22 protein-coding genes are annotated in these 26,658 nt (G+C 40.2%); 12 read left to right on the top strand and 10 right to left on the bottom strand.

Features of this window, described 5'->3' with window-relative positions; translation table 11 throughout:
• Nucleotides 1–111: 111 nt before the first annotated feature.
• Nucleotides 112–1,983, top strand: coding sequence for a M1 family metallopeptidase (locus tag DYH63_RS08295; protein ID WP_116788368.1), 1,872 nt, complete (start codon nt 112–114; stop codon nt 1,981–1,983).
• Nucleotides 1,984–2,096: 113 nt separating this feature from the next.
• Here the strand turns inward: DYH63_RS08295 and DYH63_RS08290 are convergent, their stop codons facing one another.
• The 3 genes from DYH63_RS08290 to DYH63_RS08280 all read right to left on the bottom strand — a co-directional run bounded on the left by DYH63_RS08290 (nt 2,097) and on the right by DYH63_RS08280 (nt 4,403).
• Nucleotides 2,097–2,498: a hypothetical protein gene (locus tag DYH63_RS08290; protein ID WP_116788367.1), complete on the bottom strand. Its 402-nt coding sequence runs from the start codon at nt 2,496–2,498 to the stop codon at nt 2,097–2,099.
• 66 nt (nt 2,499–2,564) lie between these two features.
• Nucleotides 2,565–3,413 carry an aldose 1-epimerase family protein gene (locus DYH63_RS08285; protein ID WP_116788366.1) on the bottom strand — a complete coding sequence of 283 codons (849 nt, stop codon included), beginning with the start codon at nt 3,411–3,413 and terminating at the stop codon, nt 2,565–2,567.
• Between the two features lie 99 nt (nt 3,414–3,512).
• Nucleotides 3,513–4,403: a sulfite exporter TauE/SafE family protein gene (locus DYH63_RS08280; RefSeq protein WP_116788365.1), complete on the bottom strand. Its 891-nt coding sequence runs from the start codon at nt 4,401–4,403 to the stop codon at nt 3,513–3,515.
• 197 nt (nt 4,404–4,600) lie between these two features.
• Here DYH63_RS08280 and DYH63_RS08275 point away from each other — a divergent pair, with 197 nt between their 5' ends.
• Complete coding sequence (locus DYH63_RS08275; protein ID WP_116788364.1) at nt 4,601–6,235, top strand: NADP-dependent glyceraldehyde-3-phosphate dehydrogenase; 1,635 nt, start codon at nt 4,601–4,603, stop codon at nt 6,233–6,235.
• Between the two features lie 154 nt (nt 6,236–6,389).
• Nucleotides 6,390–7,028 (top strand): DUF4159 domain-containing protein, encoded by a 639-nt coding sequence (locus DYH63_RS08270; protein ID WP_116788363.1) that lies wholly within the window; start codon nt 6,390–6,392, stop codon nt 7,026–7,028.
• 85 nt (nt 7,029–7,113) lie between these two features.
• On the opposite strand, the gene DYH63_RS08265 is transcribed toward DYH63_RS08270, so the two are convergent.
• Nucleotides 7,114–8,856, bottom strand: coding sequence for a thiamine pyrophosphate-dependent enzyme (locus DYH63_RS08265; protein WP_116788362.1), 1,743 nt, complete (start codon nt 8,854–8,856; stop codon nt 7,114–7,116).
• Between the two features lie 244 nt (nt 8,857–9,100).
• Between DYH63_RS08265 and DYH63_RS08260 the strand changes: the two genes are divergently transcribed.
• From DYH63_RS08260 to DYH63_RS08245, 4 genes are all read left to right on the top strand, one after another.
• Nucleotides 9,101–10,183 (top strand): AI-2E family transporter, encoded by a 1,083-nt coding sequence (locus DYH63_RS08260; protein ID WP_116788361.1) that lies wholly within the window; start codon nt 9,101–9,103, stop codon nt 10,181–10,183.
• A gap of 2 nt (nt 10,184–10,185) precedes the next feature.
• Nucleotides 10,186–11,358: a class I SAM-dependent methyltransferase gene (locus DYH63_RS08255; RefSeq protein ID WP_116788360.1), complete on the top strand. Its 1,173-nt coding sequence runs from the start codon at nt 10,186–10,188 to the stop codon at nt 11,356–11,358.
• A 105-nt stretch (nt 11,359–11,463) separates the two neighbouring features.
• Nucleotides 11,464–12,114 carry a hypothetical protein gene (locus DYH63_RS08250; RefSeq protein WP_116788359.1) on the top strand — a complete coding sequence of 217 codons (651 nt, stop codon included), beginning with the start codon at nt 11,464–11,466 and terminating at the stop codon, nt 12,112–12,114.
• A gap of 234 nt (nt 12,115–12,348) precedes the next feature.
• Nucleotides 12,349–15,774: a methylmalonyl-CoA mutase family protein gene (locus tag DYH63_RS08245; protein WP_116788358.1), complete on the top strand. Its 3,426-nt coding sequence runs from the start codon at nt 12,349–12,351 to the stop codon at nt 15,772–15,774.
• A gap of 178 nt (nt 15,775–15,952) precedes the next feature.
• Here the strand turns inward: DYH63_RS08245 and DYH63_RS08240 are convergent, their stop codons facing one another.
• Together DYH63_RS08240 and DYH63_RS08235 are read right to left on the bottom strand one after the other, a co-directional pair.
• Nucleotides 15,953–16,483 carry a YceI family protein gene (locus DYH63_RS08240; RefSeq protein WP_116788357.1) on the bottom strand — a complete coding sequence of 177 codons (531 nt, stop codon included), beginning with the start codon at nt 16,481–16,483 and terminating at the stop codon, nt 15,953–15,955.
• A 121-nt stretch (nt 16,484–16,604) separates the two neighbouring features.
• Nucleotides 16,605–17,324: a pirin family protein gene (locus DYH63_RS08235; protein WP_240409106.1), complete on the bottom strand. Its 720-nt coding sequence runs from the start codon at nt 17,322–17,324 to the stop codon at nt 16,605–16,607.
• 489 nt (nt 17,325–17,813) lie between these two features.
• Here DYH63_RS08235 and DYH63_RS08230 point away from each other — a divergent pair, with 489 nt between their 5' ends.
• From DYH63_RS08230 to DYH63_RS08220, 3 genes are all read left to right on the top strand, one after another.
• Nucleotides 17,814–18,572 (top strand): LytR/AlgR family response regulator transcription factor, encoded by a 759-nt coding sequence (locus DYH63_RS08230; protein WP_116788355.1) that lies wholly within the window; start codon nt 17,814–17,816, stop codon nt 18,570–18,572.
• Between the two features lie 152 nt (nt 18,573–18,724).
• Nucleotides 18,725–19,570 carry an orotidine-5'-phosphate decarboxylase gene (gene pyrF / locus DYH63_RS08225; RefSeq protein WP_116788354.1) on the top strand — a complete coding sequence of 282 codons (846 nt, stop codon included), beginning with the start codon at nt 18,725–18,727 and terminating at the stop codon, nt 19,568–19,570.
• 30 nt (nt 19,571–19,600) lie between these two features.
• On the top strand, nt 19,601–20,410 hold the full coding sequence (locus DYH63_RS08220) for an ABC transporter substrate-binding protein (RefSeq protein WP_116788353.1): 810 nt from the start codon (nt 19,601–19,603) through the stop codon (nt 20,408–20,410).
• Here the strand turns inward: DYH63_RS08220 and DYH63_RS08215 are convergent, their stop codons facing one another.
• Both DYH63_RS08215 and DYH63_RS08210 read right to left on the bottom strand, forming a co-directional pair.
• Nucleotides 20,411–20,848, bottom strand: coding sequence for a thioredoxin family protein (locus DYH63_RS08215; protein WP_116788352.1), 438 nt, complete (start codon nt 20,846–20,848; stop codon nt 20,411–20,413).
• Nucleotides 20,849–21,187: 339 nt separating this feature from the next.
• Nucleotides 21,188–21,904: a DUF4197 domain-containing protein gene (locus DYH63_RS08210; protein ID WP_116788351.1), complete on the bottom strand. Its 717-nt coding sequence runs from the start codon at nt 21,902–21,904 to the stop codon at nt 21,188–21,190.
• Between the two features lie 139 nt (nt 21,905–22,043).
• Here DYH63_RS08210 and DYH63_RS08205 point away from each other — a divergent pair, with 139 nt between their 5' ends.
• Nucleotides 22,044–22,955, top strand: a complete 912-nt coding sequence (locus DYH63_RS08205) for a phosphatase PAP2 family protein (RefSeq protein WP_116788350.1) — start codon at nt 22,044–22,046, stop codon at nt 22,953–22,955.
• 61 nt (nt 22,956–23,016) lie between these two features.
• On the opposite strand, the gene DYH63_RS08200 is transcribed toward DYH63_RS08205, so the two are convergent.
• A complete protein-coding gene (locus DYH63_RS08200; RefSeq protein WP_116788349.1) occupies nt 23,017–23,748 on the bottom strand; it encodes a DUF4197 domain-containing protein in 732 nt (243 codons plus the stop codon).
• 302 nt (nt 23,749–24,050) lie between these two features.
• Between DYH63_RS08200 and DYH63_RS08195 the strand changes: the two genes are divergently transcribed.
• Nucleotides 24,051–25,535, top strand: a complete 1,485-nt coding sequence (locus tag DYH63_RS08195) for a catalase (protein WP_116788348.1) — start codon at nt 24,051–24,053, stop codon at nt 25,533–25,535.
• 157 nt (nt 25,536–25,692) lie between these two features.
• On the opposite strand, the gene DYH63_RS08190 is transcribed toward DYH63_RS08195, so the two are convergent.
• Nucleotides 25,693–26,580, bottom strand: coding sequence for an EamA family transporter (locus DYH63_RS08190; RefSeq protein WP_116788347.1), 888 nt, complete (start codon nt 26,578–26,580; stop codon nt 25,693–25,695).
• Nucleotides 26,581–26,658 lie beyond the last annotated feature (78 nt).

Below are 26,658 nucleotides of genomic sequence, written 5' to 3'. Positions count from 1 at the left end.
AACAAGACGATTTTGAGGTGTGTCGCGCATTTTCTAAAGAAAAATATGTTTAAATTCTACATAAGTCTTTTCGTTTTTTATTCTATTTTTACCCAAACCATTTATCTCATTATGAAAAAAATACTTTTCAGTCTCTTATTATCCGGATTAGCTTTTCAGGGCTATGCACAAGACCTGTACATACCACGTAATATTCAAAAAGCATACGAAAACGAAACCCGTAGCCTTACAGGCGAGCCAGGAAAAAACTACTGGCAAAATAAAGGTATTTATGATGTTAAGGTAAAGGTAGATGACCAGACTAAAATTGTTTCGGGCTCAGAGGTAATTACTTACACAAATAATAGTCCTGACGATTTAAGGGGTATAATGATACGTTTTGTCAATAATATCCATAAGCCAAATGCGCCCAGGAGTGGCTATGTAGGCAGCGATTTTCTTACTACAGGATTAGTCATAAAATCACTTTTAATAAATGGAGAAAAATACGATATAAATACAGAGGGCTGGGGTACTGTTGGTGGCCTGAAACTTAATAAGCCATTAGCATCAAAAGCTGTTGCAGAACTTAAGATTGAATGGGAGTACCCGTTATCTAAAGAAAGCGGCAGGGAAGGGCAGATAGACCCGGAAACTTTTTATGTAGCTTATTCTTTTCCACGTGTTTCTGTTTATGACGATTACAACGGCTGGGATTACCTGCCACACACAGATGGCGGAGAATTTTATAACGATTTTAATGACTATAAGTTTGAAATATCAGCCCGTAAAAACTTTGTGGTATGGTCTACCGGTGATTTCCAGAATCCTGAAGAAGTATTACAGCCTGAGTACTTAAAACGCTTTAAAAAATCGCTTAAAGAAGACGGCATTGTTCATGTAGCCACTAAAGATGAAATGAAAGCCGGTAAGGTTACAAAACAGGCCGAATGGAACGTATGGAAATTTAAGGCTTCACATATAACCGATTTTTGTTTTGCGCTTAGTAATCATTATGTATGGGATGCGTCTAGCGTAAAGCTTAAAACCAAAAGGGCAAGTGTACAGGCGGCCTACAAAGCAGGAGCAAAAGATTTTGAGCGCTATACCGAATGGATGCGTTATAGCCTTAAATGGTACAGCGATAAGTGGCCAGGTATAGAATATCCGTTTCCGGCAATGACGGCCATACAGGGCTTTGCGGATATGGAATATCCTATGATGATTAACGATAGTAGTATACCGGATAACTTAGAAGATGCACGCCTTACGGCAGACCATGAAATTGCGCATACCTATTTTCCGTTTTATATGGGCATTAACGAAACGCGCTACGCTTTTATGGACGAGGGCTGGGCTACAACGCTTGAGTACTTGATTGGCATTGATGAGAATGGGGAAGAAGCTGCCAAAAAATTCTATCAGGAATTCAGGGTAAAGCACTGGATAAACAGTATAGCTACAGAGCAGGACCAGCCCATTATAACCATGAGCAGCCAGCTTAGCGGCCCGGGCTATGGTAATAACTCTTATGTAAAACCATCATTAGCCTATCTGGCGTTAAAAGATTATTTGGGCGATGCCACATTTAAAAAGGCATTACACCTGTATATGACTAACTGGAATGATAAGCACCCTATGCCGTGGGATTTCTTTTATTCTATGAATACCGGTGCAGGTAAGTCGCTTAACTGGTTTTGGAACAATTGGTTTTTCAGCAATAATTATATTGACCTTAGGGTTACCAAAACAGAATACAAAAGTGGCAGGTTAAGCATTAATATTAATAATGTAGGAGGGTTTGCAGTTCCGTTTGATGTTGTTGCAACACTGGAAGACGGAACTATCCAGAAAACACATTTTACGCCATCCGTATGGGAATCCGGAGCTGTAAAAGCTACTGTGACTATTTCTGCCAACAAAAAGATAACTTCTGTATTGCTGGATGGTGGTATTTTTATGGATTTTACACCGAATGATAATCAGCATAAAGTGCAAAACTAAACTACCGATAGTAAAACATGAAAAAAGCCATACTTACTAAGTATGGCTTTTTTCATTCAAATAAATATCGAAAATGTTTTGGTATTTATTTGTCTTGATATATGTATAATATATTACTCAGCAGTAACTACTATAGTTTTAGTTATTGGTGATAGTTCATTTTCAGTAAGAAACTTTAACACATAAGTACCTGCTGCTGTAGCTGCAAAAGTATAAGGTTTTGTTTGTGTGTACGATTTATCATCACACTCACATCCGGTGTAATCTACAAGCGCTACAATACTTTTAGGATATGCTGCTGTAGAAAGAAACTGGTTGAATTGACCACAATTGTTACCAATTACAAAAGTAACATTCAGGTTAACAGGAACGTTAACTTTAGTTGAATCTGCTCCGGTTACAGCTGTGGTAGCCATTTGACCCTGAAAAGTACAGTATTTATTTTCATTACCGTCAATGCTGCATGCTGTAATAACGACAATAAGAAGTAATAGAGATAGAAGTTTAAGTTTCATGTTTATAATTGTTGTTTAGCTTTAGATACGTTTTTTGTAAAAGGTTGCGTTATAAAATGTATTTTTTTAGAAAATTTTGGCTTTAAATCCGGCTGTAAATTTACTTTGTGTTTTCAATATAACAATACCTTCTTTTTCTAATAAATTTCCGCTGGCATTATTACTATCGCTATAACCTTGCCATGGCTCTATGCATAAAAATGGGGCGCCTACTTTTGTCCATAGCCCTAAATGTGGAAATGCGGGGTAAGTTACCTTAATATAATCTGAAGTTCCCTTTTTTATGGTAATTTCTCTGCTTTGAGCCGATTTGATTATCAAGGCATCATTTTCAAATAATTTGTAAGTTAAAGGTAAATTGCCATGCTCTAAGTCTAATAGTTCTGTTTTATCAGATATCAGGTCATCTTCAAGCTGTACACTTTCTATTTGTTCATCTTTTTCAAATTGCAGGCTGTAATCTTCAAAATTTCCCGGCAGGGCAAAGGCAGGATGTGCACCTATTGAAAACGGCATATCATTGTCGCTTTTATTTGTTACAATATACTCAAGGCTTAAAGTATCGCCGTCTAACGTATAAATAAGTTCCAGTTCAAAATCAAAAGGGTAAACGGCACGGGTGGAATCATTAGCAACCAAAGAAAATACTACACGATTTTGCTGTTGTTCTTTTACCGTGAAAATATTATCACGCGCAAAACCATGCCTGCTAAGTGTGTACTCAGTACCATTATACAGATAAGAGTTGTTTTTTAAAGTACCCACAATTGGGAAAAGTACCGGCGAATGCTTGCCCCAAAATTCAGGATTACCTTCCCAAATATATTCGGTGTTATCTTTTTTTAAGGAATTTAGTTCTGCCCCTTTTGGATTAATGGTAGCCGTAAGTGTGCCGTTAGAAATTTGGATGTCCATGGTATTTGTTTAGCAAGGCTAAATTACCAAATGCTACTACTAAAGCAAACTTTTTTTAAAAATCCTTTCAGATTTTATTTTTAACATATTTTCTTCGATTTACAGCAACTGCAATAACGAATACGACGAAATAATAATAATTAATGTACCTACCATAAAAAACAGCAGCCTTTTATTGATTTTAGATGCTAAATAAGCTCCAAAAGGAGCTGCAAGTGCCCCGCCGGTTATAAGGCCAAGAATTATTTGCCAGTGCTTTACGCCCAATATAATGGTAAAAATTACAGTAGCTGCATAAGTAATAAAAAACTCTGCAGTATTTACAGTTCCTATTACTTCGCGTGGGTCTTTTCCCTGGCTTATAAGGTTACTTGTTACAATAGGTCCCCAGCCACCACCACCTGTAGTATCAAGAAAACCACCTATCAATGCAAGTAAAGGTGCTCTTTTAACCTTTTGATTTACAGTTTTTTTATTACGAATACCTTTATATATTATATAAGCACCCAATAGTACCAAATAACCTGAAATATATGGCTTGATTACTTTTGCATCAAAAAAGTCGCTTATCAGATATGCTCCGGCAACAGCGCCTAATGTACCTGTAATTACTATTTTGAAAAACAGTTTCTTGTCAATATTTTTAAATTTGATATGCGACAGTCCTGATATTCCCGTGGTAAAAATTTCAGAGGTATGCACACTTGCAGTAGCCAGGCTTGCAGGTATACCAAAGTTCATGAGCAATGTAGTGCAACTAACACCATAAGCCATGCCCAGGGCGCCATCTACTATTTGTGCTACAAAGCCTACACCCATAAAAACAAAGAACATAGAATCAAAAAGAAGCGTACCATTATAAATCTCAGTGGCTATGAGGTAACCAAAATAGCTAATTATAAGCATCTTTAGTATTAGCATAGTTATGGCTATGTGCCTAAAGCTGATGTTATCTGTAGCGCGTTCTAATTGCAGTATAATCCTAGTCATTATGATAAGCGTCTTATTTTATCCTATTAGTTCTATAGGGTAATAGAAATGCAAATATAACTAAACATTTTTAATACCTTATTGCTATAACGATTTATACGATTTACATAAAAATTACAATTTGTAAGCACCAACATTACATTAAGTTCCTTAATTTTAATAGTACAAATAACACACAAAAATCAACTTCAAAAATTATGAGCGAAACAAGCACACAGGCAAATGGCCTGCATGGCATATTTAAAGACGAAAATTCTATACCCGAACAATACAGGATACCGGAAATACACCAGCGTGTGTACCTGCTTAACGGCGAATGTGTAACCTGGGAGGGTACTACAGATACTATTTATTCGCCCGTTTGCATACCGGGACCTAACGGACTGGAGCGCAAAGTAGTGGGCAGTATTCCTAAAACATCGCCAAAAGAGGCTATGGAAGCGCTCGATGCCGCTGTAGCAGCTTATAATAATGGGCAGGGAGAATGGCCAACCATGACTGTTGAAGGCCGCATTAAGTGCATGCAAAAATTTGTGTACCTGATGATACAGCAGCGTGACCTGGTTATAAAACTGCTGATGTGGGAGATAGGAAAAACGCTGGGTGATGCTACTAAAGAGTTTGACCGTACAGTAGAGTACATTAACGCAACTATTGATGCACTTAAAGACCTCGACAGGGAATCGTCGCGTTTTCAGGAAGCAGAAGGTACCATTGCCCAGATAAGGCGTGCACCACTGGGGGTAGTGCTTAGCATGGGGCCGTTTAACTATCCGTTAAACGAAATTTTTACAACACTTATACCGGCACTTATTATGGGTAATACCATTTTATTCAAGTTGCCTAAGCATGGTGTCCTGGCGCATTATCCGTTGCTTAATGCCTTTAAAGAAGCCTTTCCTAAAGGTACTGTAAACACACTTTATGGTAAAGGATCTGAAATTATTTCGCCTATCATGGAAAGCGGAAAGGTAAATGTGCTTGCATTCATTGGTTCAAGTAAAGTGGCTAACGGGCTTAAAAAACAACATCCTAAGGTAAACAGACTTCGTGCTATACTAAGCTTAGATGCTAAAAATGCCGCCATAGTTACAAAAAATGCCGACCTTGATGTGGCTGTTAGCGAATGTATATTAGGTGCATTGTCTTTTAACGGACAGCGCTGTACCGCCCTTAAACTTATTTTTGTGCAGAAAGAAGTAGCGGCTGAGTTTACTGAAAAATTAAGCGCAGCAGTATCTGCCCTTAAGCCGGGACTTCCATGGGAAAAGGATGTAAAAATTACCCCGCTGCCGGAAGCTGATAAGCCTGCTTATTTAAAAGAGTGCATTGAAGATGCGGTGGCTAAAGGTGCTAAAGTGATTAATGAAAACGGTGGCTTTAACGAGGCTTCGTTTGTGTTTCCTGCGGTGGTATATCCTGTAAACAGCGATATGAAATTGTACCACGAAGAGCAGTTTGGGCCAATAATTCCAGTAGTGCCATTTGATACCATTGATGAGCCTATTGAATACCAGATTAATGCATCGCACGGTATGCAGGTAAGTATATTTAGTACAGACCCTAAAGAGGTTGCAAGCCTTATAGACCCGTTTGTAAACCTGGTAAGTCGTGTAAATATCAATTGCCAGGCACAGCGCGGCCCTGACGTTTTTCCTTTTACAGGAAGAAAAGACAGTGCCGAAGGTACACTATCAGTATTTGATGCACTAAGATCATTCTCAATCAGGTCGTTAGTTGCTGCTAAAGTTACAGATGCTAATAAAGAACTATTCAACACCATAGTGCGCGACCACGATTCTAACTTCCTGAGTACCGACTATATTTTCTAAACAATTAATTTTTATCGTTTTATACTGCTCCCGCGGCTTATGCTTAGCGGGAGTTTATATTTCAGGACACCACTTTAGGCAATTAACAGAAAAGGCCATTAGCCAAATGGTGCTTTATTTATATATTTACGCTTTATAATTCGCCATTCAGCTAATGAAGAAGTTTTTATATATATTTTTATTTGCACCCTTGCTGGTACAGGCACAGGAGATAGCAGTACTTAAGTATCCTGGTGGGGGCGACTGGTATGGTAACCCAACAGCGTTACCTAACCTCGCAAAATTCTGTAACCAGAATATTAACACAAAACTAAATACCCGTACTGCTGTAGTAGAGGCGGGCAGCCCGGATCTTTTTTCGTACCCTTTTGTACACATGACGGGGCACGGTAATGTAGTATTTAGCGATACAGATCTTATAAACCTGCGTAACTACCTTACTTCCGGAGGTTTTTTGCATATAGATGATAACTATGGCATGGATCAGTACATTCGTCGCGAAATAAAAAGGATATTCCCTGATAAAGAACTGGTACGCGTACCGGCAGGACACGAGATATTTAAAGGGCCATTTGTGTTTCCGCAGGGATTACCTAAGATACACGAACACGATGGGAAAGCGCCGGATGGCTGGGGAATTTTTGTAGACGGAAGACTCGTACTGTTCTACTCTCATGAAACCGACTTAGGCGACGGCTGGGAAGACCCTGAAGTGCACAACGACCCACCCGAAGTACGTGCTAAAGCCCTTAAAATGGGGGCTAACCTCCTGAACTACGCTTTTAAAAACTGATTGAATTTAAAATTATAAAGATTTGAAAATTTGAAAATGTTCTTACAGAGTCTTCAGATTTTCAAATCTTTTAATTTTTAAATACCTAAAGCACTTCCGGCAAATGCTTATAATTTGCTTTTACAGTTTCTATTACTTCATCCATACGGCCGCCAAGTACAAGTTTTGTCATGCTTAGCGCATAGCCTTTAACCTGTTTCCATTCTATTTCAGGAGGCATAGCAAGTGATGCTGGGTTGGTAAATACATTAACCAGTACCGGGCCATTTATAGCAAAAGCATCCCTTAATGCTTCTTCTACCTTATCCGGATCAGTAACATTTATGCCCCTAAAGCCCATGGCAGTGGCTACCAGAGCAAAGTCAGGGTTTACCATATCGGTTTCATTATCCGGCAGGCCCGCAACTTCCATTTCAAGTTTTACCATACCCAGTGACCTGTTGTTAAATACAACAATTTTTATCGGCAGCTTATATTGGTGTATTGTAGCGAGGTCGCCCAGTAGCATACTCAGGCCGCCATCGCCACAAAAGGCCACAACCTGTTTATCCGGATGGCTTAATGCGGCACCTATAGCCATGGGCATTGCATTAGCCATAGACCCGTGATTAAAAGATCCTAATAATTTACGTTCTCCCGTACCCTTAAGGTAACGTGCGCCCCATACACAACACATACCTGTATCTACGGTAAAAATAGCATCGTTAGCCGCAATACGGTTTATGGTAGCTGCCACATATTCAGGCGATATTTTGTGGTCGGTACCGCGGTCTTCTACAAAAACGTTGAGGTGTTTTTTAACCTGCTCATATAAGCCAAGCTGCGCGAACAGGAATGTATCATCTGTTTTTTCTTCGAGTAATGGCAGTAACGCTTCAATTGTGGGTTTAATGTCGCCACAAAGGCCAAGCGCAAGTTTTGCACGGCGTCCCAGTTTTTCGGGGCGGGTATCTATCTGTATGATCTTTTTATCGGTAGGTATAAAGTTAGCATATGGAAAGTCGGTTCCCAGTAACAGTAACGTATCAGCCTCGTGCATTGCATGAAACGCAGAGGGAAGACCCAATAGGCCGGTCATACCTACTTCATACGGGTTATCATACTGTATGCCCATCTTTGCCCGGAACGAATAACCCACCGGCGATTTTAGTTTTCCGGCAAGGGCTACCACTTCGTCATGTGCCTTATCAGCTCCAGTACCGCAAAAAATGGTTACTTTCTTGCCTTTATTAAGTATATCGGCAAGTTGTTGCAGTTCGTCATCAGCAGGGCGAATAACAGGCTTATTACGGTAATTGTGCATTGCGGTAGCACTCTCTACAGCCGGCATGCCTGATACATCGCCGGGCATCCCAAAAACGGCTACACCTTTTAAATGAATAGCATGCTGAATGGCAGCCTGAAGCATACGCGGTGCCTGGGCAGGGGTAGAGGCTACCTCATTATAGCAGCTGCAATCGTCAAAAAGTTTAATGGTATTGGTACCCTGAAAGTAATCTACACCAAACTCCGGCGTATTAATCGTAGAGGCAATCGCCAGTAGTGGTACACCACTGCGGTGCGCATCATATAGGCCATTTATAAGGTGTACGTGACCGGGGCCGCAGCTTCCGGCACAGCAGGCAAGCCCGTCATCATTAAGCTCAGCTTCTGCGGCAGCGGCATAAGCACCCACTTCTTCATGGCGCACGTGTATCCATTTAATTTTTCCGCTGCGGTGCACCGCGTCATTTAGTTCATTAAGGCTGTCGCCGGTTACGGCATATATACGTTTTACGTTGTTTTCAATAAGCATTTCCACGATCTGGTCAGCAACTTTCTTAGCCATGGTATTTGTTTTAATTTGATAATAATATTTAGCAAGCCTCTCAAATTTACGCCTCTGTCTCGGCTTATTCTGAACAATTAACGCGACTCTAACATTTGGTTTTGTTTAAAATTTTAAGATAAATAATCGTACGGATTATAAAAGATGAAGAAGATTTCTTAAATTCTTAATGTTATATTAAACAGAAATGCTTTCGTAAAATTTTTACTACTTTCGATACACCAAAACAATACACATTTATATCATGGTCACCTCTAAAACTATCTCAAATGGCTTACTGCGCACGGTAGCAGTACTTGCGGGCGTATACATACTCCTGTTATTTTTATACAGTATAAAAACAGTGCTTGTTTACCTCTTTATATCACTACTGTTTAGTATGGTAGCCAGCCCGGTAGTTTACTTTTTAAAGCGAAAGCTTAAATTTCCGCATATACTTGCCGTAGTGGTAACACTTATATTTTTTATTGCCTTACTGGCAGGTTTTATAATGATGTTTGTTCCGCTAATTGTATCGCAAAGCGAAAACTTATCGTTACTGGATACAGCCAAGCTGGAGCAGGATGTAAACGACCTTATAGCACAGGTAAACAACTATTTTGGTATAGATACTGCCAAGATGATAAAAGAATCTAAGCTTACTTCTAAAATAGATTTTAATATTATTCCTGCATTTCTTAACGGTATATTAGGTGTGCTGAGTGGTTTTGGTATGGGGCTGGCATCGGTAATGTTTATTACCTTTTTCTTTCTTAAAGACAGGAAACTGTTTACCATTGGCGCTAAAAAACTATTGCCAGATGCCCATGAAGATAAAATACTTAACTCACTGCGAAAGGTAAACTTTATGCTAAGCCGCTACTTTATAGGGCTTATTATACAAATGGCGGTGCTGTTTGTACTATACCTTACAGTGTTGCTTATTTTTGGCGTACAAAATGCCTTTGTAATAGCGCTTATTACTGCGTTTCTTAATATTATACCTTACATAGGGCCCATAATCAGTACCATACTGGTGGTAATACTTACCTTACTGGGGCATATTGGGCCTGAGGCTCAGGGCGATATGTTTTCTACAACGCTGTATGTACTTATAGGTTATTGCGTTGCACAGTTTATAGACAATAATTTTAGTTCGCCACTTATATTCAGCAGCAGCTTAAATTCGCATCCGCTTGAAATATTTATTGTAGTTTTGATTAGTGGTTTTAGTTTTGGGATCCTGGGAATGATCATTGCCATACCTATGTATACGGCATTAAAGGTTATTGCTAAGGAATTTTTCCCTGAAAACCCCGTTGTTAAAGCCTTAACTAAAGATTTATAGCCTTGCTAAACGTTTTATTACAGCCGGAAATACAAGAATACATCCGCAAGCATACCGATGATAATGTAACAAAGCTTGCCCTGCAAAAGAACCCGTTCCCTGAGGTACAGTTTACAGAAGTACTCAACCAGGTGGCAGCACGCCAAAAGGCAAAAGAAAAATTACCTACCTGGTATGCGGCTGAAAACATCCTGTATCCGTCAAAAGTTTCGATAGAGCAAACATCGTCAGAAAAGGCAGCGGCTTATAAGGCTTCATTGGTTTCGGGCGAAAGCCTTATTGATCTTACCGGAGGGTTTGGTATAGACGATTATTACTTTTCTAAAAAAGTACAGCACGTTACCCACTGCGAACTAAACCTGGAGTTATCTGCCATTGCAAAGCATAATTTTGAAGTGCTTGGTGCCGATAATATTGAGTGTCTGCCGGGCGACAGCCTTGATGTACTGACGCTTACCGAAAGGCGTTGGGACTGGATATATATAGACCCCAGCCGCCGCAATGATGCTAAAGGCAAAGTTTTTATGCTAAACGACTGCCTGCCCAATGTGCCGCAGCTACTGGATACCTATTTTAAATATACCGATAATGTACTGATAAAAACTGCTCCGTTGCTGGACATAAGCGCTGCGCTGGGCGAACTGCATTCGGTTAAGGCTGTACAGGTCTTGGCAGTACATAACGAAGTTAAAGAGTTACTTTGGATACTTGAAAAAGGTTATAAAGGCGCACCCACGCTTACTGCCGTTTGCATTACAAAAGATGGGGAAGAGGTTTTTGAAACGCCCTATGGTGATGAAGCCTATCCTGATTACAGCAAACCCCTTAAATACCTTTATGAACCCAATAGCGCCATTATGAAATCTGGGGCTTTTGATGCTGTAGCGACACATTATGACGTGTTTAAACTACACAGGCATACGCATTTGTATACGTCTGATACGCTGATTGACTTTCCGGGTCGCAGGTTTAAAATTGAAAGCGTTTTGCCTTACCAGAAAGCAGAAATGAAGCAGCTTGAAGGCAGCAAGATGAATGTAAGTGCCCGTAACTTTCCGTTACAGGTGGCAGACATCCTTAAAAAATGGAAGATTAAAGATGGTGGAGATGTGTATGCTTTTTTTATCACCACAGCTAATGATGAAAAAGTGGTAGTGCTGTGCAGCAAGGCCTAAAAGGATATTTTTACTACGCTAGCTTCTACAAATTTAATTTGTTAGGTTTATGTATTTCGGGGTAAAAATAATGATTACCTTAGTACGAAATCATCCCTGCTGCATATGGACATTATTGAAGTAGAACTGCTTAGCGACAACTTAGCCGAAACCGAAAAATTTTATCGTAATGTGTTAGGCCTGGCTCCATATTATAAAGATGATACTGCCTTTTTGTTCTTTAAGATTGGCGGAACAGAACTTATCTTTAAAAAATCTGACAATGTAAAACCTGTTTATCATTTTGCAATTGAAGTGCCCAATAACCGTTTTTTTGATGCGCACAATTATATAAAGCAGCGTACAAAAATAATTATGGCAGGCGATGATGAAATTGTGAATTTTGCCAACTGGGATGCTAAATCATTTTACTTTTACGATAACAACGGCAACATTGCCGAAGTGATAACCCGGTATCCTACCCGTAATTATGATCCCGAACCATTTAACAACAAGACCTACATCAGCATCAGCGAAATAGGGCTTGTAACCGGCGAAGTCGCTGTACTGGCAGATACGCTAATGAAAGAGGAGGGGGTGCCTATTTTTAAAAGGCAACCACGCCGCGATGATTTTGTGGCACTTGGTAATGATGAAGGGCTTATATTATTATCTGAGCGTGGCCGTAACTGGTATCCTACAAGTATAGCCGCACAGCGTTTCCCGGTACGGGTTATGTTTATGCAGGACGGAAATGTGGGGCATATAGCGAGATAATTATATTTATGATTTGTATTATGTTATTCAATAAAATTACTTCTAATTTTATTGAATAACATAATACATAGTGTGGCTTTTATTAAGTGTGATTTTAATGATGACTCTGTTTAATCAAACAAAACGGAGCTAAAAGTACTATTACGTTTTCTTTGTGAATTAAATAAGTTTTGAAAAGTTTAGTATTCTTAATAATTTGCTAAATTGCACACTTAAAATTGAAGATATTTCAACATGGAACCAGTAACGCCTTATATTCCAAAAAATAAAGTACGTATTGTAACAGCCGCTTCGTTGTTTGACGGTCACGATGCCGCCATTAACATTATGCGCCGCATCATCCAGTCTACGGGTGTAGAAGTAATTCACCTGGGGCACGACCGTAGTGTGGAAGAAGTGGTAAACACCGCCATACAGGAAGATGCCAATGCTATTGCAATGACATCATACCAGGGTGGTCATAATGAGTACTTTAAATATATGTACGACCTGCTTAAAGAAAAAGGTGCGGGGCATATCAAAATATTTGGCGGAGGTGGCGGCGTTATACTGCCGGAAGAGATAAGCGACCTGCATGAATATGGCATTACGCGTATCTATTCGCCGGATGATGGTCGTGAGCTGGGATTACAGGGCATGATCAACGACCTTGTACAGCGCGCAGATTATCCTATTGGCGACAGCCTTAACGGCGAAGTGAAGCATCTTGCAGATAAAAACCCTACGGCAATTGCAAGAGTAATTTCAGCTGCCGAGAATTATCCGGAAGTGGCTAAGCCCACGCTGGATGCCATTCATAAACAAAATGAAGATACAACCATACCAGTGCTGGGTATTACCGGTACGGGTGGTGCGGGTAAATCATCTTTAGTAGATGAACTTGTACGTCGTTTCCTTATTGATTTTCCTGAAAAAACCATCGGCCTTATATCTGTAGACCCTTCTAAACGCAAGACAGGCGGCGCTTTACTGGGCGACCGTATCAGGATGAATGCCATTAATAACCCTAGGGTATATATGCGTTCGCTGGCTACACGCCAGAGTAACCTTGCGCTTTCTAAATATGTTGCTGAGGCCATACAGGTACTTAAGGCAGCACAGTACGACCTTATTATATTAGAAACATCGGGTATTGGCCAGAGTGATACTGAAATACTGGAGCACAGCGATGTGTCTTTATATGTTATGACACCTGAGTTTGGTGCCGCTACCCAGCTGGAGAAGATCGATATGCTTGATTTTGCCGACCTGGTAGCCATAAATAAGTTTGATAAACGCGGCTCCTTAGATGCCCTGCGTGATGTTAAAAAACAGTACCAGCGCAACCACAACCTGTGGGATGCCAGCCCTGACAGCCTGCCTGTTTTTGGTACGATTGCCAGCCAGTTTAACGACCCGGGCATGAACACGCTCTACAAAAAGATAATGGATAAAATAGTAGATAAAACGGGTGTTAACCTGCAATCTACTTTTGCCATTACCCGCGAAATGAGCGAAAAGATCTTTGTGATACCGCCGCACAGAACACGCTACCTGAGCGAAATAGCTGAGAACAACCGTAAGTATGATGCAACGGCTGCAAGCCAGCAGGAGGTAGCCCAAAAGCTGTATGGTATTTATAAGACCATAGAATCTGTTACGGGTATTAAACTAAGTTTATCAAAATTTGGTATTGATACAGATGGCCTTACTGATGCCCAATGCGACAAAGATTTCTTACGATTACTACTGGCAGAATTTGACCGTGTTAAAATGAACCTAGACCCTTATAACTGGGAGGTTATTTTTACGTGGGATGATAAAGTAAACAAATATAAAAATCCGGTTTATAGCTTTAAGGTAAGGGATAAAGAAATTAAAATTCAAACCCATACAGAATCGTTATCACACAGCCAGATACCAAAGGTTTCGCTGCCTAAATATCAGGCATGGGGCGATATATTACGCTGGTGCCTTCAGGAGAATGTACCGGGAGAGTTCCCGTTTGCATCAGGCTTATATCCGTTTAAACGTGAGGGAGAAGACCCATCGCGTATGTTTGCCGGAGAGGGCGGCCCTGAGCGTACTAACAAGCGTTTTCATTATGTAAGTGCCGGACTGCCTGCAAAGCGCTTATCTACAGCATTTGATAGTGTTACGCTTTATGGAAATGACCCGCATCTACGTCCGGATATCTATGGTAAGATAGGTAATGCAGGTGTATCCATCTGTTGTCTTGATGATGCTAAGAAACTATATTCAGGCTTTAATCTTGCTCATGCGCTTACATCTGTAAGTATGACCATAAACGGGCCTGCACCTATGCTGCTGGGCTTCTTTATGAATGCTGCCATAGATCAGCAGTGTGAGCTGTATATTAAGGCTAATGGCCTTGAAGATGAGGTTGATAATAAGATTAATGAGATATACAAGGCTAAAGGTCTTGAGCGTCCGCGTTATAACGGCGACCTGCCACAGGGGAATGATGGACTTGGACTGATGCTGCTGGGCGTAACCGGCGACCAGGTATTGCCTTTAGATGTTTATAACCAAATAAAGACAAGTACGTTAAGCCAGGTTCGCGGTACCGTTCAGGCAGATATTTTAAAAGAAGACCAGGCGCAGAATACCTGTATTTTTAGTACTGAATTTGCACTACGTCTTATGGGAGACGTGCAGGAGTATTTTATCGAAAAAAATGTCAGGAATTTCTACTCAGTTTCTATATCGGGGTATCATATTGCAGAGGCGGGGGCTAACCCTATTACGCAATTAGCCTTTACATTAGCTAACGGATTTACGTATGTAGAGTACTACCTGAGCCGTGGCATGAACATCAACGATTTTGGGCCAAACCTTTCGTTCTTTTTTAGTAATGGTGTAGACCCAGAATATGCCGTGATAGGCCGTGTAGCACGTAAAATTTGGGCTAAAGCCTTAAAGAACAAATATGGCGCTAACGAGCGTGCACAAATGCTTAAATACCACATACAAACATCGGGTAGATCGCTACACGCGCAGGAGATTGATTTTAACGATATACGTACCACATTACAAGCACTTTATGCTATCTACGATAACTGTAATTCGCTGCATACCAATGCTTATGATGAGGCCATAACTACACCTACAGAAGAAAGCGTACGTCGTGCTATGGCTATACAACTTATTATTAATAAAGAACTTGGGCTTGCTAAAAATGAGAACCCTATTCAGGGATCGTTCATTATTGAGGAGCTAACTGATTTAGTAGAGGATGCTGTACTGGCTGAATTTGACCGTATTACAGAGCGTGGTGGTGTTCTTGGTGCTATGGAAACCATGTATCAACGTTCTAAAATACAAGAAGAAAGCCTTTATTATGAGACTCTTAAGCATACAGGTGAGTTTCCTATCATTGGTGTAAATACGTTTCTAAGTTCTAAAGGTTCGCCTACAGTAGTTCCTGCTGAGGTTATCCGCGCAACAGAGGATGAGAAACAGTTTCAGATACAAACGCTTGAAAGTTTGCATAAAGTTTATGAAGAACAGGTTAATGAGCAATTGGCAATTGTTCAGGAGGCTGCAATACAGAATAAAAATATTTTTGAACAGCTTATGGAAGCAACTAAATTCTGTTCACTTGGCCAGATTACTTCAGCCTTATTTGAAGTAGGAGGTCAGTACAGGAGGAATATGTAGTTTAGGCTAATTTATTTATTCGCTATTTTGAAATCAGAACATAATAATCAGTCCCGTTTTTGCGGGACTTTTTTGTGCCTGCAAATGACATAAACTAAAGTAAAAAATCCCTGCTATGTTTACCATAGCAGGGATTAAGGAAATATATATATAAAGATAGTTTTTCGGGAGAGAAAAATTATTGTTTTACAAACTGAAGCTCAAGCGCCAGTTTTACTTCTTCGCCAAGCATAACACCACCGGTTTCAAGGGCAGCGTTCCAGCTAAGGCCAAAATCTTTACGGTTAATTTTACCTACTACAGAGAAGCCTGATTTAATATTACCCCAAGGATCTTTCTGGATACCGCCATATTCTACTGCAAGGGTAACTTCTTTAGTTTCGCCGTGAACAGAAAGGTCACCCGTAACAACATATTCGCCTTCCTCAGCTTTAACTACGTTAGTAGATTTGAAAGTGATTGTTGGAAACTGGGCAGCATCAAAAAAGTCAGCGCTCTTAAGGTGTCCGTCGCGGTCTGCATTGTTAGTGTTGATAGAGTCTACTTCTGCACTAAATGCGAAAGAAGCATTGTCAAAATTTTCGTCGTCAGACTCAGCTGTAGCTTCAAATTTTGTGAAGTTACCAGATACGTTTGTAAACATTAAGTGTTTTACTTTAAAAGTAACTTCTGAGTGTGTTGGGTCTAATACCCATTTTGTTGTTGCCATGATTATAAAATGTTATGGTTATTATTTTTAATTATTTTATCAATTTTGATGAAGCAAAGGTAGGGGAGGGAAACTGCCCCGGCATTGAACTAGGACAAGAAAACCACTTACTCTTAAAAAATTATAAGGTCATGGGTACTTCCATCAGTAACACCTCGGCATCCTGAGAATTTGCCTGCAGGCTAAAAGTGTCTACATCCCATACACCCAGTCCATCGCGTTCGTTTAACGCAATTCCGCCTACAGTTACATCACCTTTTATTACAAAGACGTATACGCCGTTTCCTTTTTGGTTAATATTATACGTGGTTGTAAAATCTTTATCAAACGTACCCAGATTAAACCACGCATCCTGATGTATCCATACGCCTGCATCATCAGCATTGGGCGAAAGTATTTGTTGTAGCTTATTTTGCCTGTCGGCCTCTTTAAGTGTTATCTGGTCGTAGCGTGGGGTAACGTTACGTTTATTAGGGAATACCCATATTTGCAGGAACTTGGTGAGCCTGTCCGCATTGCGGTTATATTCGCTATGTTGTATGCCCGTACCGGCGCTCATTACCTGTATATCGCCCCTTTTAATAACGGCGGTATTGCCCATACTGTCTTTATGTTCTAAATCTCCTTCCAGCGGAATAGAGATGATTTCCATGTTATCGTGCGGGTGTGTGCCAAAGCCTTTGCCGGCATCTACACGGTCGTCGTTAAGCACACGCAGTACGCCAAAGTGCATGCGATCAGGATTATTATAGTTAGCAAAGCTAAAGGTGTGATGGCTGTCTAACCAGCCATGGTTAGCATGTCCACGGGTTCCGGCTTTATGCAGCACGGTATTTTCCAGTATTTTAGAATCCGGGTTTGGCAGGTGGTTATAGCCCATAGTTTCTAGAGGCTGTATTTCGTCAATCTCGTTTTTAAGCGCATCGCCTAAGGCAGCAGATGTAATAAACATTCCGGTACCCATAAGGCCTTTTTTTATAAAATCTCTCTTGTCCATGATCGTTAGTATTTCAGTTGATTACAATGCAAAGTTGCGATATGTTGAAGTTGTGTGCATTGAACTAAGACAAGAAAGTATTTTGTTTGAGTGAAGCTATTCCCCTCTGGAGATGCGCGCGCAGGGTGGGGAAAATAATAAGTGATAATTATTAATTAGCCCACCCCGGCTTTCAGCCACCCCTCCGGAAGGAGGGGAATAGCTTCACTCGAATGGATTAGGAACATTCACTTTGTGTTTCTTTGCGCTACTTTGAAAATCTTTGCGAAATAGCTCTTCAATAAATCAAAAAAAATATTTTAGCTTGCACCATCCAAACAAAATTACCAAGCCATGAATGTAATCATTATAGAAGATGAAAAACCCGCAGCGCGTATGCTGCAACGCAAGCTGCAAAAACTGGGGCTTGATGCCACTATAATGTTGCATTCGGTAGAAGAGTCGCTGCAATGGTTTGCCAATAACCCGCAACCCGACCTGATTTTTCTGGATATACAGCTGAGCGATGGGCTTTCGTTTGAAATATTTGAAGCTATGCCCATAACCAGTGCGGTAATTTTTACTACTGCTTATGATGAGTATGCTCTGCGCGCCTTTAAGCTTAACAGTATTGATTATTTACTAAAGCCTATAGATGAAGATGACTTGGAATCAGCTGTGAACAAGTTTAAGCAGCGTTTGCCCAAACCGGAGCCTGTATCGCTGGATTTTGATCAGATAAAGCGTATGATTGCAGGTAATACTGCTGAGAAAGCCTATAAAAAACGCTTTACCATAAAAATGGGGCAGCACCTTAAAATGATAAATGTTGAAGATGCTGAGTGTTTTTACAGCGAGAATAAAGGTACGTACATTCATACAACAGATAACCGTGATTACCTGCTGGAAAGCACCCTGGAGCAACTGGAAACCGAACTCGACCCAAAGCAGTTTTATCGCGTAAGCCGCAAGTTTATAGTATCGGTAACTAATATTAAAGATATTGTGGTATACACTAACAGCCGCCTTAAGGTTATACTGCCTACCTATAAAGAAGACGAGGTTATTGTTAGCCGCGAAAGGGTTAATGATTTTAGGGAATGGCTGGGGTAAGGTAATTTGTCGATTTGGTGATTCGGTATGAGTGATGTTCCATTCCGAACGCAGTGCAACGAAGTTGAGGAATCTCTATTTTTAAATTGAAAGATTTTAAATCTTTCAATTTAAAAAGTACTTTTGCACCCACAACTACAACACAACAAAAAATGACTACTGAACAACTGTACCAGCAGATACTCGAAAAGAAATCGTTCCTGAGCGTAGGGCTCGATGTAGACCTTACCAAGATTCCGCAACACCTGCTGGAAACTGAAGATCCTATCTTTGAATTTAACAAAGCAATTATTGATGCTACGCACGATCTTTGTGTGGCCTATAAGCCTAATATGGCTTTCTTTGAGGCATACGGACTAAAGGGTTGGAATGCGATGGAAAAGACCATTGCATATATCAATAAAAATTATCCTGATATTTTTACAATAGCCGATGCTAAACGTGGCGACATAGGTAACACCAGTGCTATGTATGCAAAGGCATTTTTGCAGGATATGGATTTTGATTCTATTACCGTAGCGCCCTATATGGGAAAGGATAGTGTAGAGCCGTTCCTGGCGTTAGACGGCAAGTTTACCATACTGCTGGCGCTTACCAGTAATGAAGGTGCTTTTGATTTTCAGACGAAAGATGCAGGAGGCAAAGAGTTATATAAAACTGTTTTAGAAACCAGTAAAACCTGGACTAACAGCCATAACCTTATGTATGTGGTAGGGGCTACTAAAGCGGAGTTTTTTACTGAAATACGTAACATTATACCTGATAGTTTTATTCTTGTACCCGGTGTAGGTGCGCAGGGAGGCAGCCTTCAGGACGTATGCAAATACGGAATGAATGATAAAGTAGGTTTGCTGGTTAACTCTTCGCGTGGTATTATATATGCTTCTAAAGGAGAAGACTTTGCTGAGAAAGCCCGCGAAGAAGCCCTGAAAATGCAGCAGGAAATGGAAGAGATACTCGTAGCGTCAAGATTAAAAGCGCTTAAATACGGTTTGTAGTTTATTGTTCATAGTTTATAGTTATTGGTAATGAAAACATACGTTGACCAGTTGGGTAATTCCATCACTTTAGAAAAACTACCGATGCGCATTGTATCGCTGGTGCCATCACTTACGGAATTGCTTTTTGACCTGGGCCTTGAAGACCGTTTGGTGGGCATAACCAAATTTTGCGTACACCCGTATCATATAAAGTCGACCAAAACGATAACAGGGGGCACAAAAAAGGTAAATGCCGAAAAAGTAGCCGGGTTACAGCCCGATATTATTATTGCCAATAAAGAAGAGAATACACCCGAAATTGTAGCTGCCATGCAGGCCATAGCGCCGGTTTATGTAACGGACATTAATAGTATTGCCGATACGCTGCATATGATAGCCGAATTTGGTAAGATATTTAGTGTACGTACGTCTGCACGCCAATGGAATGATAAAATAAGTTTTGGGCTTCAGGATTTTGAAACGTATATAAAAGATAAACCCTGGGAGCGTTGTGCCTATTTTATCTGGAAAGATCCGTATATGGTGGCCGGTAACGGTACATTTATAAACGAAATGCTTAAGCTAAACCGCTTTAAAAATATTTATGAAGAGCGCGAAGGGCGTTACCCTGAAGTTATTGTGCAAAAAATGCGCATACAGGGCGATCCGCATATTGTCTTTCTGCCTTCAGAGCCTTACCCATTTAAAGATGAAGATGCTTTTGAGTTGGGCAGGCATACCCACCATGCCAAAACTATTTTTGTAGATGGCGAAATGTTTAGCTGGTATGGCAGCCGTATTGTAAAAGCATTTGCTTATTTTAAACAATTGCAGGAACGCGCACAGGAGCCTGTGTAATTACCTCCCCATACTTACGTACTGTGCTACATAATCATTAGCCGTTGCAAGGTTTTCATAGCCGGTCTTGCCTAGCTTGCGGCCGGTAGGGTCGAGCAGTACCACAAACGGGAAAAAACCATCGCGGTTGTACTTTTCTGCAAGGATAATTTTTTCGTCGTTTACATTAAAAGGTTCGGGCATGCCTTTCTTTTGTTTAAAGTCAGCGCGTAGCAGTACCCAGCGTTTTTCGGCTTCAGCCTTAAACTCGGGGCTGTCCCAAACAAGGTCATCAAGTTTTGTGCAGTTGCCACACCATTCCGGCCCGTTAAAAACGAGTAGTATCTGCTTGCCCGATGCAGCAGCTTTTCGTTTAGCGACATCAAATTCGGTATACCATTCCTGGCTGAATCCTACGGCATAAGTCAGCAGGCACAGGGCAATAAATGACTTTTTCATACAGCGCAATTTTTAAGCAAATGTAACAAAGTACAGCAATTTTCAAAATGTTTTAACGGGAAATTATAAGAAAAAAATCTACAATTTTTACGTGTGTTAATGCTGTTGCATTATCTGAAAAAATTGCTGGGTTGCATTAATTAAAAATATGTTTTACATTAAAATTTCTCTGTAAAATTTTACTTACACTAAAAATGCCGACACCAAACGGCACCGGCATTTTTCTAACTAACCCTAACCAAATGTGAGAAAACCATTTATTTGATATGCAAATTACCAAAAAATATCTACCCTAAATGTTAAGATTATGTTATATGTATCTGTCTGTAAACAAATTTGTTAGCTTTTCTTATCCTGTAAAGCAAATACCCTTTGAAGCAGGCTGCTTGTACGTTCAGAAAGGTTAGTGCGTATTTCTTTTTCTTCTACGGCTATCATTCTATAAACCCCTTCCAACGCTTTGTTTGTAACATAATCAGTAAGGTCTGGGTTCACTTTTGTAACGAGTGGTATAGTGTTGTACTTAGTAATAATGTTGCTCCATACGGCATCTGCACCTACTTTATTAAACGACGATTTTATAACCGGGTTAAACTTAGCATACAATTGTGTAGTAGTGGTACTTTGCAGATAGGTGGTAGCTGAGGTATTATTACCAAGTAGTATGTTGCGCGCATCTGTAAAGGTCATGTTCTTAACAGCACTTACAAAAATAGGAGTAGCTTCTTTAACGGCATCTTCGGCGGCACGATTCATCATTTTAAGCCCCTCGTCGGCAAGGCTGCCCAGGCCAATATTGCGAAGGCCTTTGTCTACCTTTTGGAGTTCGGGCGGGAGTAATATCTTAACCAGCTCATTTTTATAGAAACCATCGGTGGCGGTAAGTTTGGTAACTTCCTTATCAATACCTTTATCAAGAGCTTCCTTAAGGCCGGCAGCAATGTCAGCATTAGTAAGTATGCCACTTTGTGGAAAGTTAGTGGCAGCTTGTTGCAGTTCAGCACAGCCCGAAAGTAATATGCAGGCAGAGAATAGGGGTAAAATGAGTCTTCTCATAAATAGGTTCAGTTTTATGTGGTATAAAGCAACATATTTTTTTCCGTATTATAAAACCCGAAACCGCTAATGTTGTGCTAAAATTTTTGTAGTACTTTTGCCGCATACTCATTGATCAATTTATATATAGCTACGGGAAATGAAATACGTTTACAATGAAGCTTTTACAATTATACTGGTATTGTTTCTTACCTTCGGCATTTTACTGCCTTCTAAATTGTTTGCTCAAAATGACAGTATACTGCTTAATCCGGAGGTAAGAACAGCAAGTGTACGTACAGATACTACATTTGGGCGCAGGCTTAGCTACGACCTTAAAAATATTTTTGGAGGCGTGGTTTATACTTATGCCGCACCTTTGCACTGGAAAAAAGAAAATCTGCCTGCTATAGGAGCTTTTGTTGCAGGTACAACAGCATTATTGTTTATGGATGAAGGTGCTGCGCCATATTTTAAAAAACAGGGAGATGGCATACCTATAGGTTTTCATCATGCCGGCTGGTATATGGGCAAGCCTCAATATAACTATTCGGTTACTGCGGGTATTTATCTGACAGGCCTTATTACAAAAAGTGAGAAACTAAGGCATGCCGGTGTGCTCATAATATCGTCGGCTACGGCAGGAGGGCTTATACAAACAGTATCAAAATCAATAGCAGGCAGGGCAAGGCCTAATGCGGATTATGGTAATATGCATTTTAAGCCATTTGCCAGTGAAGCCAAATATCACTCATTCCCCTCAGGTCATACCATTTTATCTACAACAGCAATTTACGCTATTTCAAAACAGTTTAGCAATCCCTGGGCTAAGGCAGGTATCTTGTCTGTCGGGTTGCTTACACCTGTATCACGCCTGTGGGACAGTGCCCACTGGATTAGCGATGTAGGATTAGGTATAGGCATTAGCGTATTAACTGTAGAGGCAGTAGATCATTTTTTAAAGAAAAACGAAAAATACGAATTGGAGAAAATAAAAGACCCTAAGCGCCATAGGATAAGCTGGAACTTTAGGGCAGGATATAACCAGGCCGGTATTGTAGGCGTATTTTAAAGGATAAAAAATCCCGTACCAAATTTTTGATACGGGATTTTTTATGCCTTGTTTATTAATATTAGTCCTGTAGCGCAAAAACTTTCTTCAGCAGGTCTGATGTTCTTGAGGCAAGATCTGTACGGATGCTTTTCTCCTCAACCGCTATCATTTTAAATACACCTTCTAAAGCTTTATTTGTAGTATAATCTGTAAGGTCCGGGTTAACTTTTGTTACCAGTGGCAGGCCATTATATTTTGTTATGATCTTTTCCCAAACGGTATCGGCCCCCACGTTGCTTAGCGATGTTTTTACTACGGGGCTAAACTTTCCATAAAGAGGTGTTGTAGTTGTCTTTTCAAGATAAGCTGTCGCAGAGTTATCAGCGCCCATAAGTATATTTTTGGCATCTGTAAACGACATAGATGTAATGGCGTTCACAAAAATGGGTGTAGCCCCTTTAACGGCATCTTCGGCAGCACGGTTCAGTACTTTAATACCCTCATCTGCAAGTTTGCCCATGCCTATCTGGCGCAGTTTTTTATCAACTTTTTGCAGTTCTTGCGGCAGCAATATTTTTACAGCTTCATTTTTATAAAAGCCATCTTCAGCAGTAAGTTTTGTAACCTGTTCGGTCACCCCTTTATTAAGGGCTTCTTTAAGTGCCGATGCTATGTCAGTATTACTAAGTGTTGATTTACCGGTAGCAGCGGTTACTTTATCTTTTGCTTTACTTACAAGCCCTTTTAGTTGTGCCTGCGAAGTGAAAGAAACAGCACTAATGGCCAGTGCTGTTAAGAGTACTTTTTTCATTATTGATAGTTTTTTCAAAAGTAAGGCAAAAAGCGTTCCCTATTTTATCTGTTTACCGCTATCATTAAGCTGTATGCCGCATATTGCCGTTTATCGATGGTTTTATAGTTTTTAGTAAATTTACGGTATATCGTTAATCTTATGTGAATAATATTTTGTAATTTTCTGATAGACAAATTTTTAATGATAAGGCTTGGGATTTGCTAATGACACAATAAGCAAAATCAATGTCAATATGAATAATTAAAATCTATTGATTTTTATTTTTGTGTAGATTAATTCAATACCTAATTACTATCATAATGGAACAGCAAAAACTAACTACAGCATCAGGCCGCCCTTATGCAGAACATGAAAACTCTCAAACTGTAGGTCCCCGTGGCCCAATATTGTTGCAGGATTATATCCTGCACGAAAAAATGGCACACTTTAACCGCGAGCGCATACCAGAAAGGGTAGTGCATGCAAAGGGCTCTGCGGCTTTTGGGACTTTTACCGTAACGCACGACATTACAAAATATACAAAAGCAAAAATATTTAGCGAGATGGGGAAACAAACCGGAATGCTGTTACGCTTTAGTACTGTAGGTGGCGAAAAAGGTTCTGCCGATACCGAACGTGACCCTCGTGGTTTTGCCTTAAAGTTTTATACCGAAGATGGTAACTGGGACCTGGTGGGTAACAATACACCGGTGTTCTTTATAAAAGATCCTAAAAAATTCAGTGATTTTATACATACGCAAAAGCGTGATCCGCAGACTAACCTGAAGTCGCCTACCATGATGTGGGACTTTTGGTCGCTAAGCCCTGAAAGCCTGCACCAGGTACTGATATTAATGAGCGACAGGGGTACACCATACGGATACCGCCATATGCACGGTTTTGGCAGCCACACGTTTAGTTTTATTAATGCACAGAATGAGAGGTTTTATGTGAAATTCCATTTCATTACATCGCAGGGCATCAAAAATTTTACCGATGCCGAAGCTGCTGAGATGAAAAGTAAAGATCTTGATTTTGCGCAGCGCGACCTTTTTGAAAATATAGATAATGGTAACTTCCCTAAATGGGAAATGAAGATACAGGTAATGCCTGAAGCAGAATCTAAAACATATCACATTAACCCGTTTGACCTTACTAAGGTTTGGACACATGCAGATTATCCGCTTATTGATGTGGGGACTTTTGAGCTGAACCGTAACCCGGATAATTATTTTGCCGAGGTAGAACAGGCTGCCTTTGCACCTGCGCATATTGTAGACGGTATAGGCTATAGCCCCGACAAGATGCTACAGGGCAGGTTACTGAGCTATCCTGATGCGCACCGCTACCGCCTTGGTGCAAACTATGAGCAGCTCCCGGTAAACCGTTGCCCGTTTGCTGTAAATAATTACCAGCGCGACGGACAAATGCGTGTAGATGGTAATGGTGGCAGCAAGCCGAATTATTACCCTAACAGTTTTGATACTATTGTAGAAGATCAAAGTTATAAAGAGCCTGCATGGGAACTGGAAAGCCTTACAGCAAACTGGTACGACCGAAATGCTGAAGGAGAGAATGACCACTATACACAGCCGGGCAACCTTTTCCGACTGATGGATGCAGAGGCTAAAAAGAATACGATAAGCAATATTGTAGGTGCTATGAGCGGCATTGCCGGCCCTAAGCGCGAAGAAATTATAAACCGTCAGTTGTGCCACTGGTTTAGGGCAGATATAAGCCTTGGCCTTGGTGTAGCACAGGGGCTGCAAATAAACATAGATCCTGCCATGATGGCAAAACACTAAAAACAAATTATCCTTACTTGGATAATTTATTGGTTGGTTGGTTTGAAATGCCCTGCGAAAGTGGGGCATTTCTGTTTTTAACTATTTCGCCCAGTTTTACAAAGCTTTATAGAGGAATATATTATAGAAGTTATATCCAGTCCGGAGCCTTTTGACTTTAAATCTTTCGACTCTTAAAATAGCTTCCTATATTAAAAACAATAATTGCTACCGCAATTAGCGAATAAGCTACAATCTGTATAGGGGCTATTTCTTCTTTATAGTAAAATGCCGCCAGTAAAAAGCCAATAATAGGGTTAATATACATCAATATACCCTGTGTAGACGATGCTATAACTTTAATAGCAAACAAATTTAGTAGCATAGGGATGATTGTAAAACCTACGGCTATAATGGCTATGTAAGTATAAAATACAGTGTCTTTCGGTAAGGGGCCGCTGTATTTTATATAAAAAGGCAGTAGCATTAAAGCGGTAATAAGTATCTGTAGCGATAAGAGGATGAACTTATCTACCTCGCTGAATTTTTTTTGTATTACAAGGTACAGTGCATAGCTTCCGGCTACGAGCAGGCTGTAAAAAAGATCGGCACTACCGTTTAATGATAATAGTACACAGCTTAGCACGCTAATGCCTATTGATACCCATTGTATTGTTGTAAGCCGCTCTTTTAAAATAAAAAATGCAAATACTGTAGTAAGCAGCGGGCATACCAAATAAGAGAAGGATGCAGCCTTTACACTAATGTAGTTCATTACATAAATAAAAAAGAACCAGTTTGCCGATAGCATCAAAGAGCTTAAAACCAATAATAAACCCAGATTACGGCGGCGTGTAGGGGTAAGGCCTGCGACAAATAATTTTGTTTCGGTTATGGCCTTACGACGAAATAATACATTGCCCAGTACCATAAACGGTACACAGGTAAAAATGCGGTAGAATAAAATTTCGGGTGCGGGATAGTCATGTAACGGACGCAGCACAAAGCTGAACATCCCCCAAATTGCAAATGCTGTTATGGCAGCAAGGTAATATTTAGAACGCATTGTTTTTTCTGACAAATAATTGATGCCACAAAGGTATTGGTTTCGTAATCGTCTGACAGAAAAAAATGTATTTTAATA

The sequence above is a fragment of the Flavobacterium psychrotrophum genome, from assembly GCF_003403075.1.
Classification (GTDB): domain Bacteria; phylum Bacteroidota; class Bacteroidia; order Flavobacteriales; family Flavobacteriaceae; genus Flavobacterium; species Flavobacterium psychrotrophum.
Note: the sequence above shows the minus strand (reverse complement) of the source record. Positions and strands in the feature narration are given on the sequence as shown.

Bases quoted from the DNA above. Each gene is read 5' to 3' on its own strand.
- DYH63_RS08295 (WP_116788368.1), top strand. From the start codon at position 112: ATGAAAAAAATACTTTTCAGTCTCTTATTATCCGGATTAGCTTTTCAG.
- DYH63_RS08290 (WP_116788367.1), bottom strand. From the start codon at position 2,498: ATGAAACTTAAACTTCTATCTCTATTACTTCTTATTGTCGTTATTACA.
- DYH63_RS08285 (WP_116788366.1), bottom strand. From the start codon at position 3,413: ATGGACATCCAAATTTCTAACGGCACACTTACGGCTACCATTAATCCA.
- DYH63_RS08280 (WP_116788365.1), bottom strand. From the start codon at position 4,403: ATGACTAGGATTATACTGCAATTAGAACGCGCTACAGATAACATCAGC.
- DYH63_RS08275 (WP_116788364.1), top strand. From the start codon at position 4,601: ATGAGCGAAACAAGCACACAGGCAAATGGCCTGCATGGCATATTTAAA.
- DYH63_RS08270 (WP_116788363.1), top strand. From the start codon at position 6,390: ATGAAGAAGTTTTTATATATATTTTTATTTGCACCCTTGCTGGTACAG.
- DYH63_RS08265 (WP_116788362.1), bottom strand. From the start codon at position 8,856: ATGGCTAAGAAAGTTGCTGACCAGATCGTGGAAATGCTTATTGAAAAC.
- DYH63_RS08260 (WP_116788361.1), top strand. From the start codon at position 9,101: ATGGTCACCTCTAAAACTATCTCAAATGGCTTACTGCGCACGGTAGCA.
- DYH63_RS08250 (WP_116788359.1), top strand. From the start codon at position 11,464: ATGGACATTATTGAAGTAGAACTGCTTAGCGACAACTTAGCCGAAACC.
- DYH63_RS08245 (WP_116788358.1), top strand. From the start codon at position 12,349: ATGGAACCAGTAACGCCTTATATTCCAAAAAATAAAGTACGTATTGTA.
- DYH63_RS08240 (WP_116788357.1), bottom strand. From the start codon at position 16,483: ATGGCAACAACAAAATGGGTATTAGACCCAACACACTCAGAAGTTACT.
- DYH63_RS08230 (WP_116788355.1), top strand. From the start codon at position 17,814: ATGAATGTAATCATTATAGAAGATGAAAAACCCGCAGCGCGTATGCTG.
- pyrF (WP_116788354.1), top strand. From the start codon at position 18,725: ATGACTACTGAACAACTGTACCAGCAGATACTCGAAAAGAAATCGTTC.
- DYH63_RS08220 (WP_116788353.1), top strand. From the start codon at position 19,601: ATGAAAACATACGTTGACCAGTTGGGTAATTCCATCACTTTAGAAAAA.
- DYH63_RS08215 (WP_116788352.1), bottom strand. From the start codon at position 20,848: ATGAAAAAGTCATTTATTGCCCTGTGCCTGCTGACTTATGCCGTAGGA.
- DYH63_RS08210 (WP_116788351.1), bottom strand. From the start codon at position 21,904: ATGAGAAGACTCATTTTACCCCTATTCTCTGCCTGCATATTACTTTCG.
- DYH63_RS08205 (WP_116788350.1), top strand. From the start codon at position 22,044: ATGAAATACGTTTACAATGAAGCTTTTACAATTATACTGGTATTGTTT.
- DYH63_RS08200 (WP_116788349.1), bottom strand. From the start codon at position 23,748: ATGAAAAAAGTACTCTTAACAGCACTGGCCATTAGTGCTGTTTCTTTC.
- DYH63_RS08195 (WP_116788348.1), top strand. From the start codon at position 24,051: ATGGAACAGCAAAAACTAACTACAGCATCAGGCCGCCCTTATGCAGAA.
- DYH63_RS08190 (WP_116788347.1), bottom strand. From the start codon at position 26,580: ATGCGTTCTAAATATTACCTTGCTGCCATAACAGCATTTGCAATTTGG.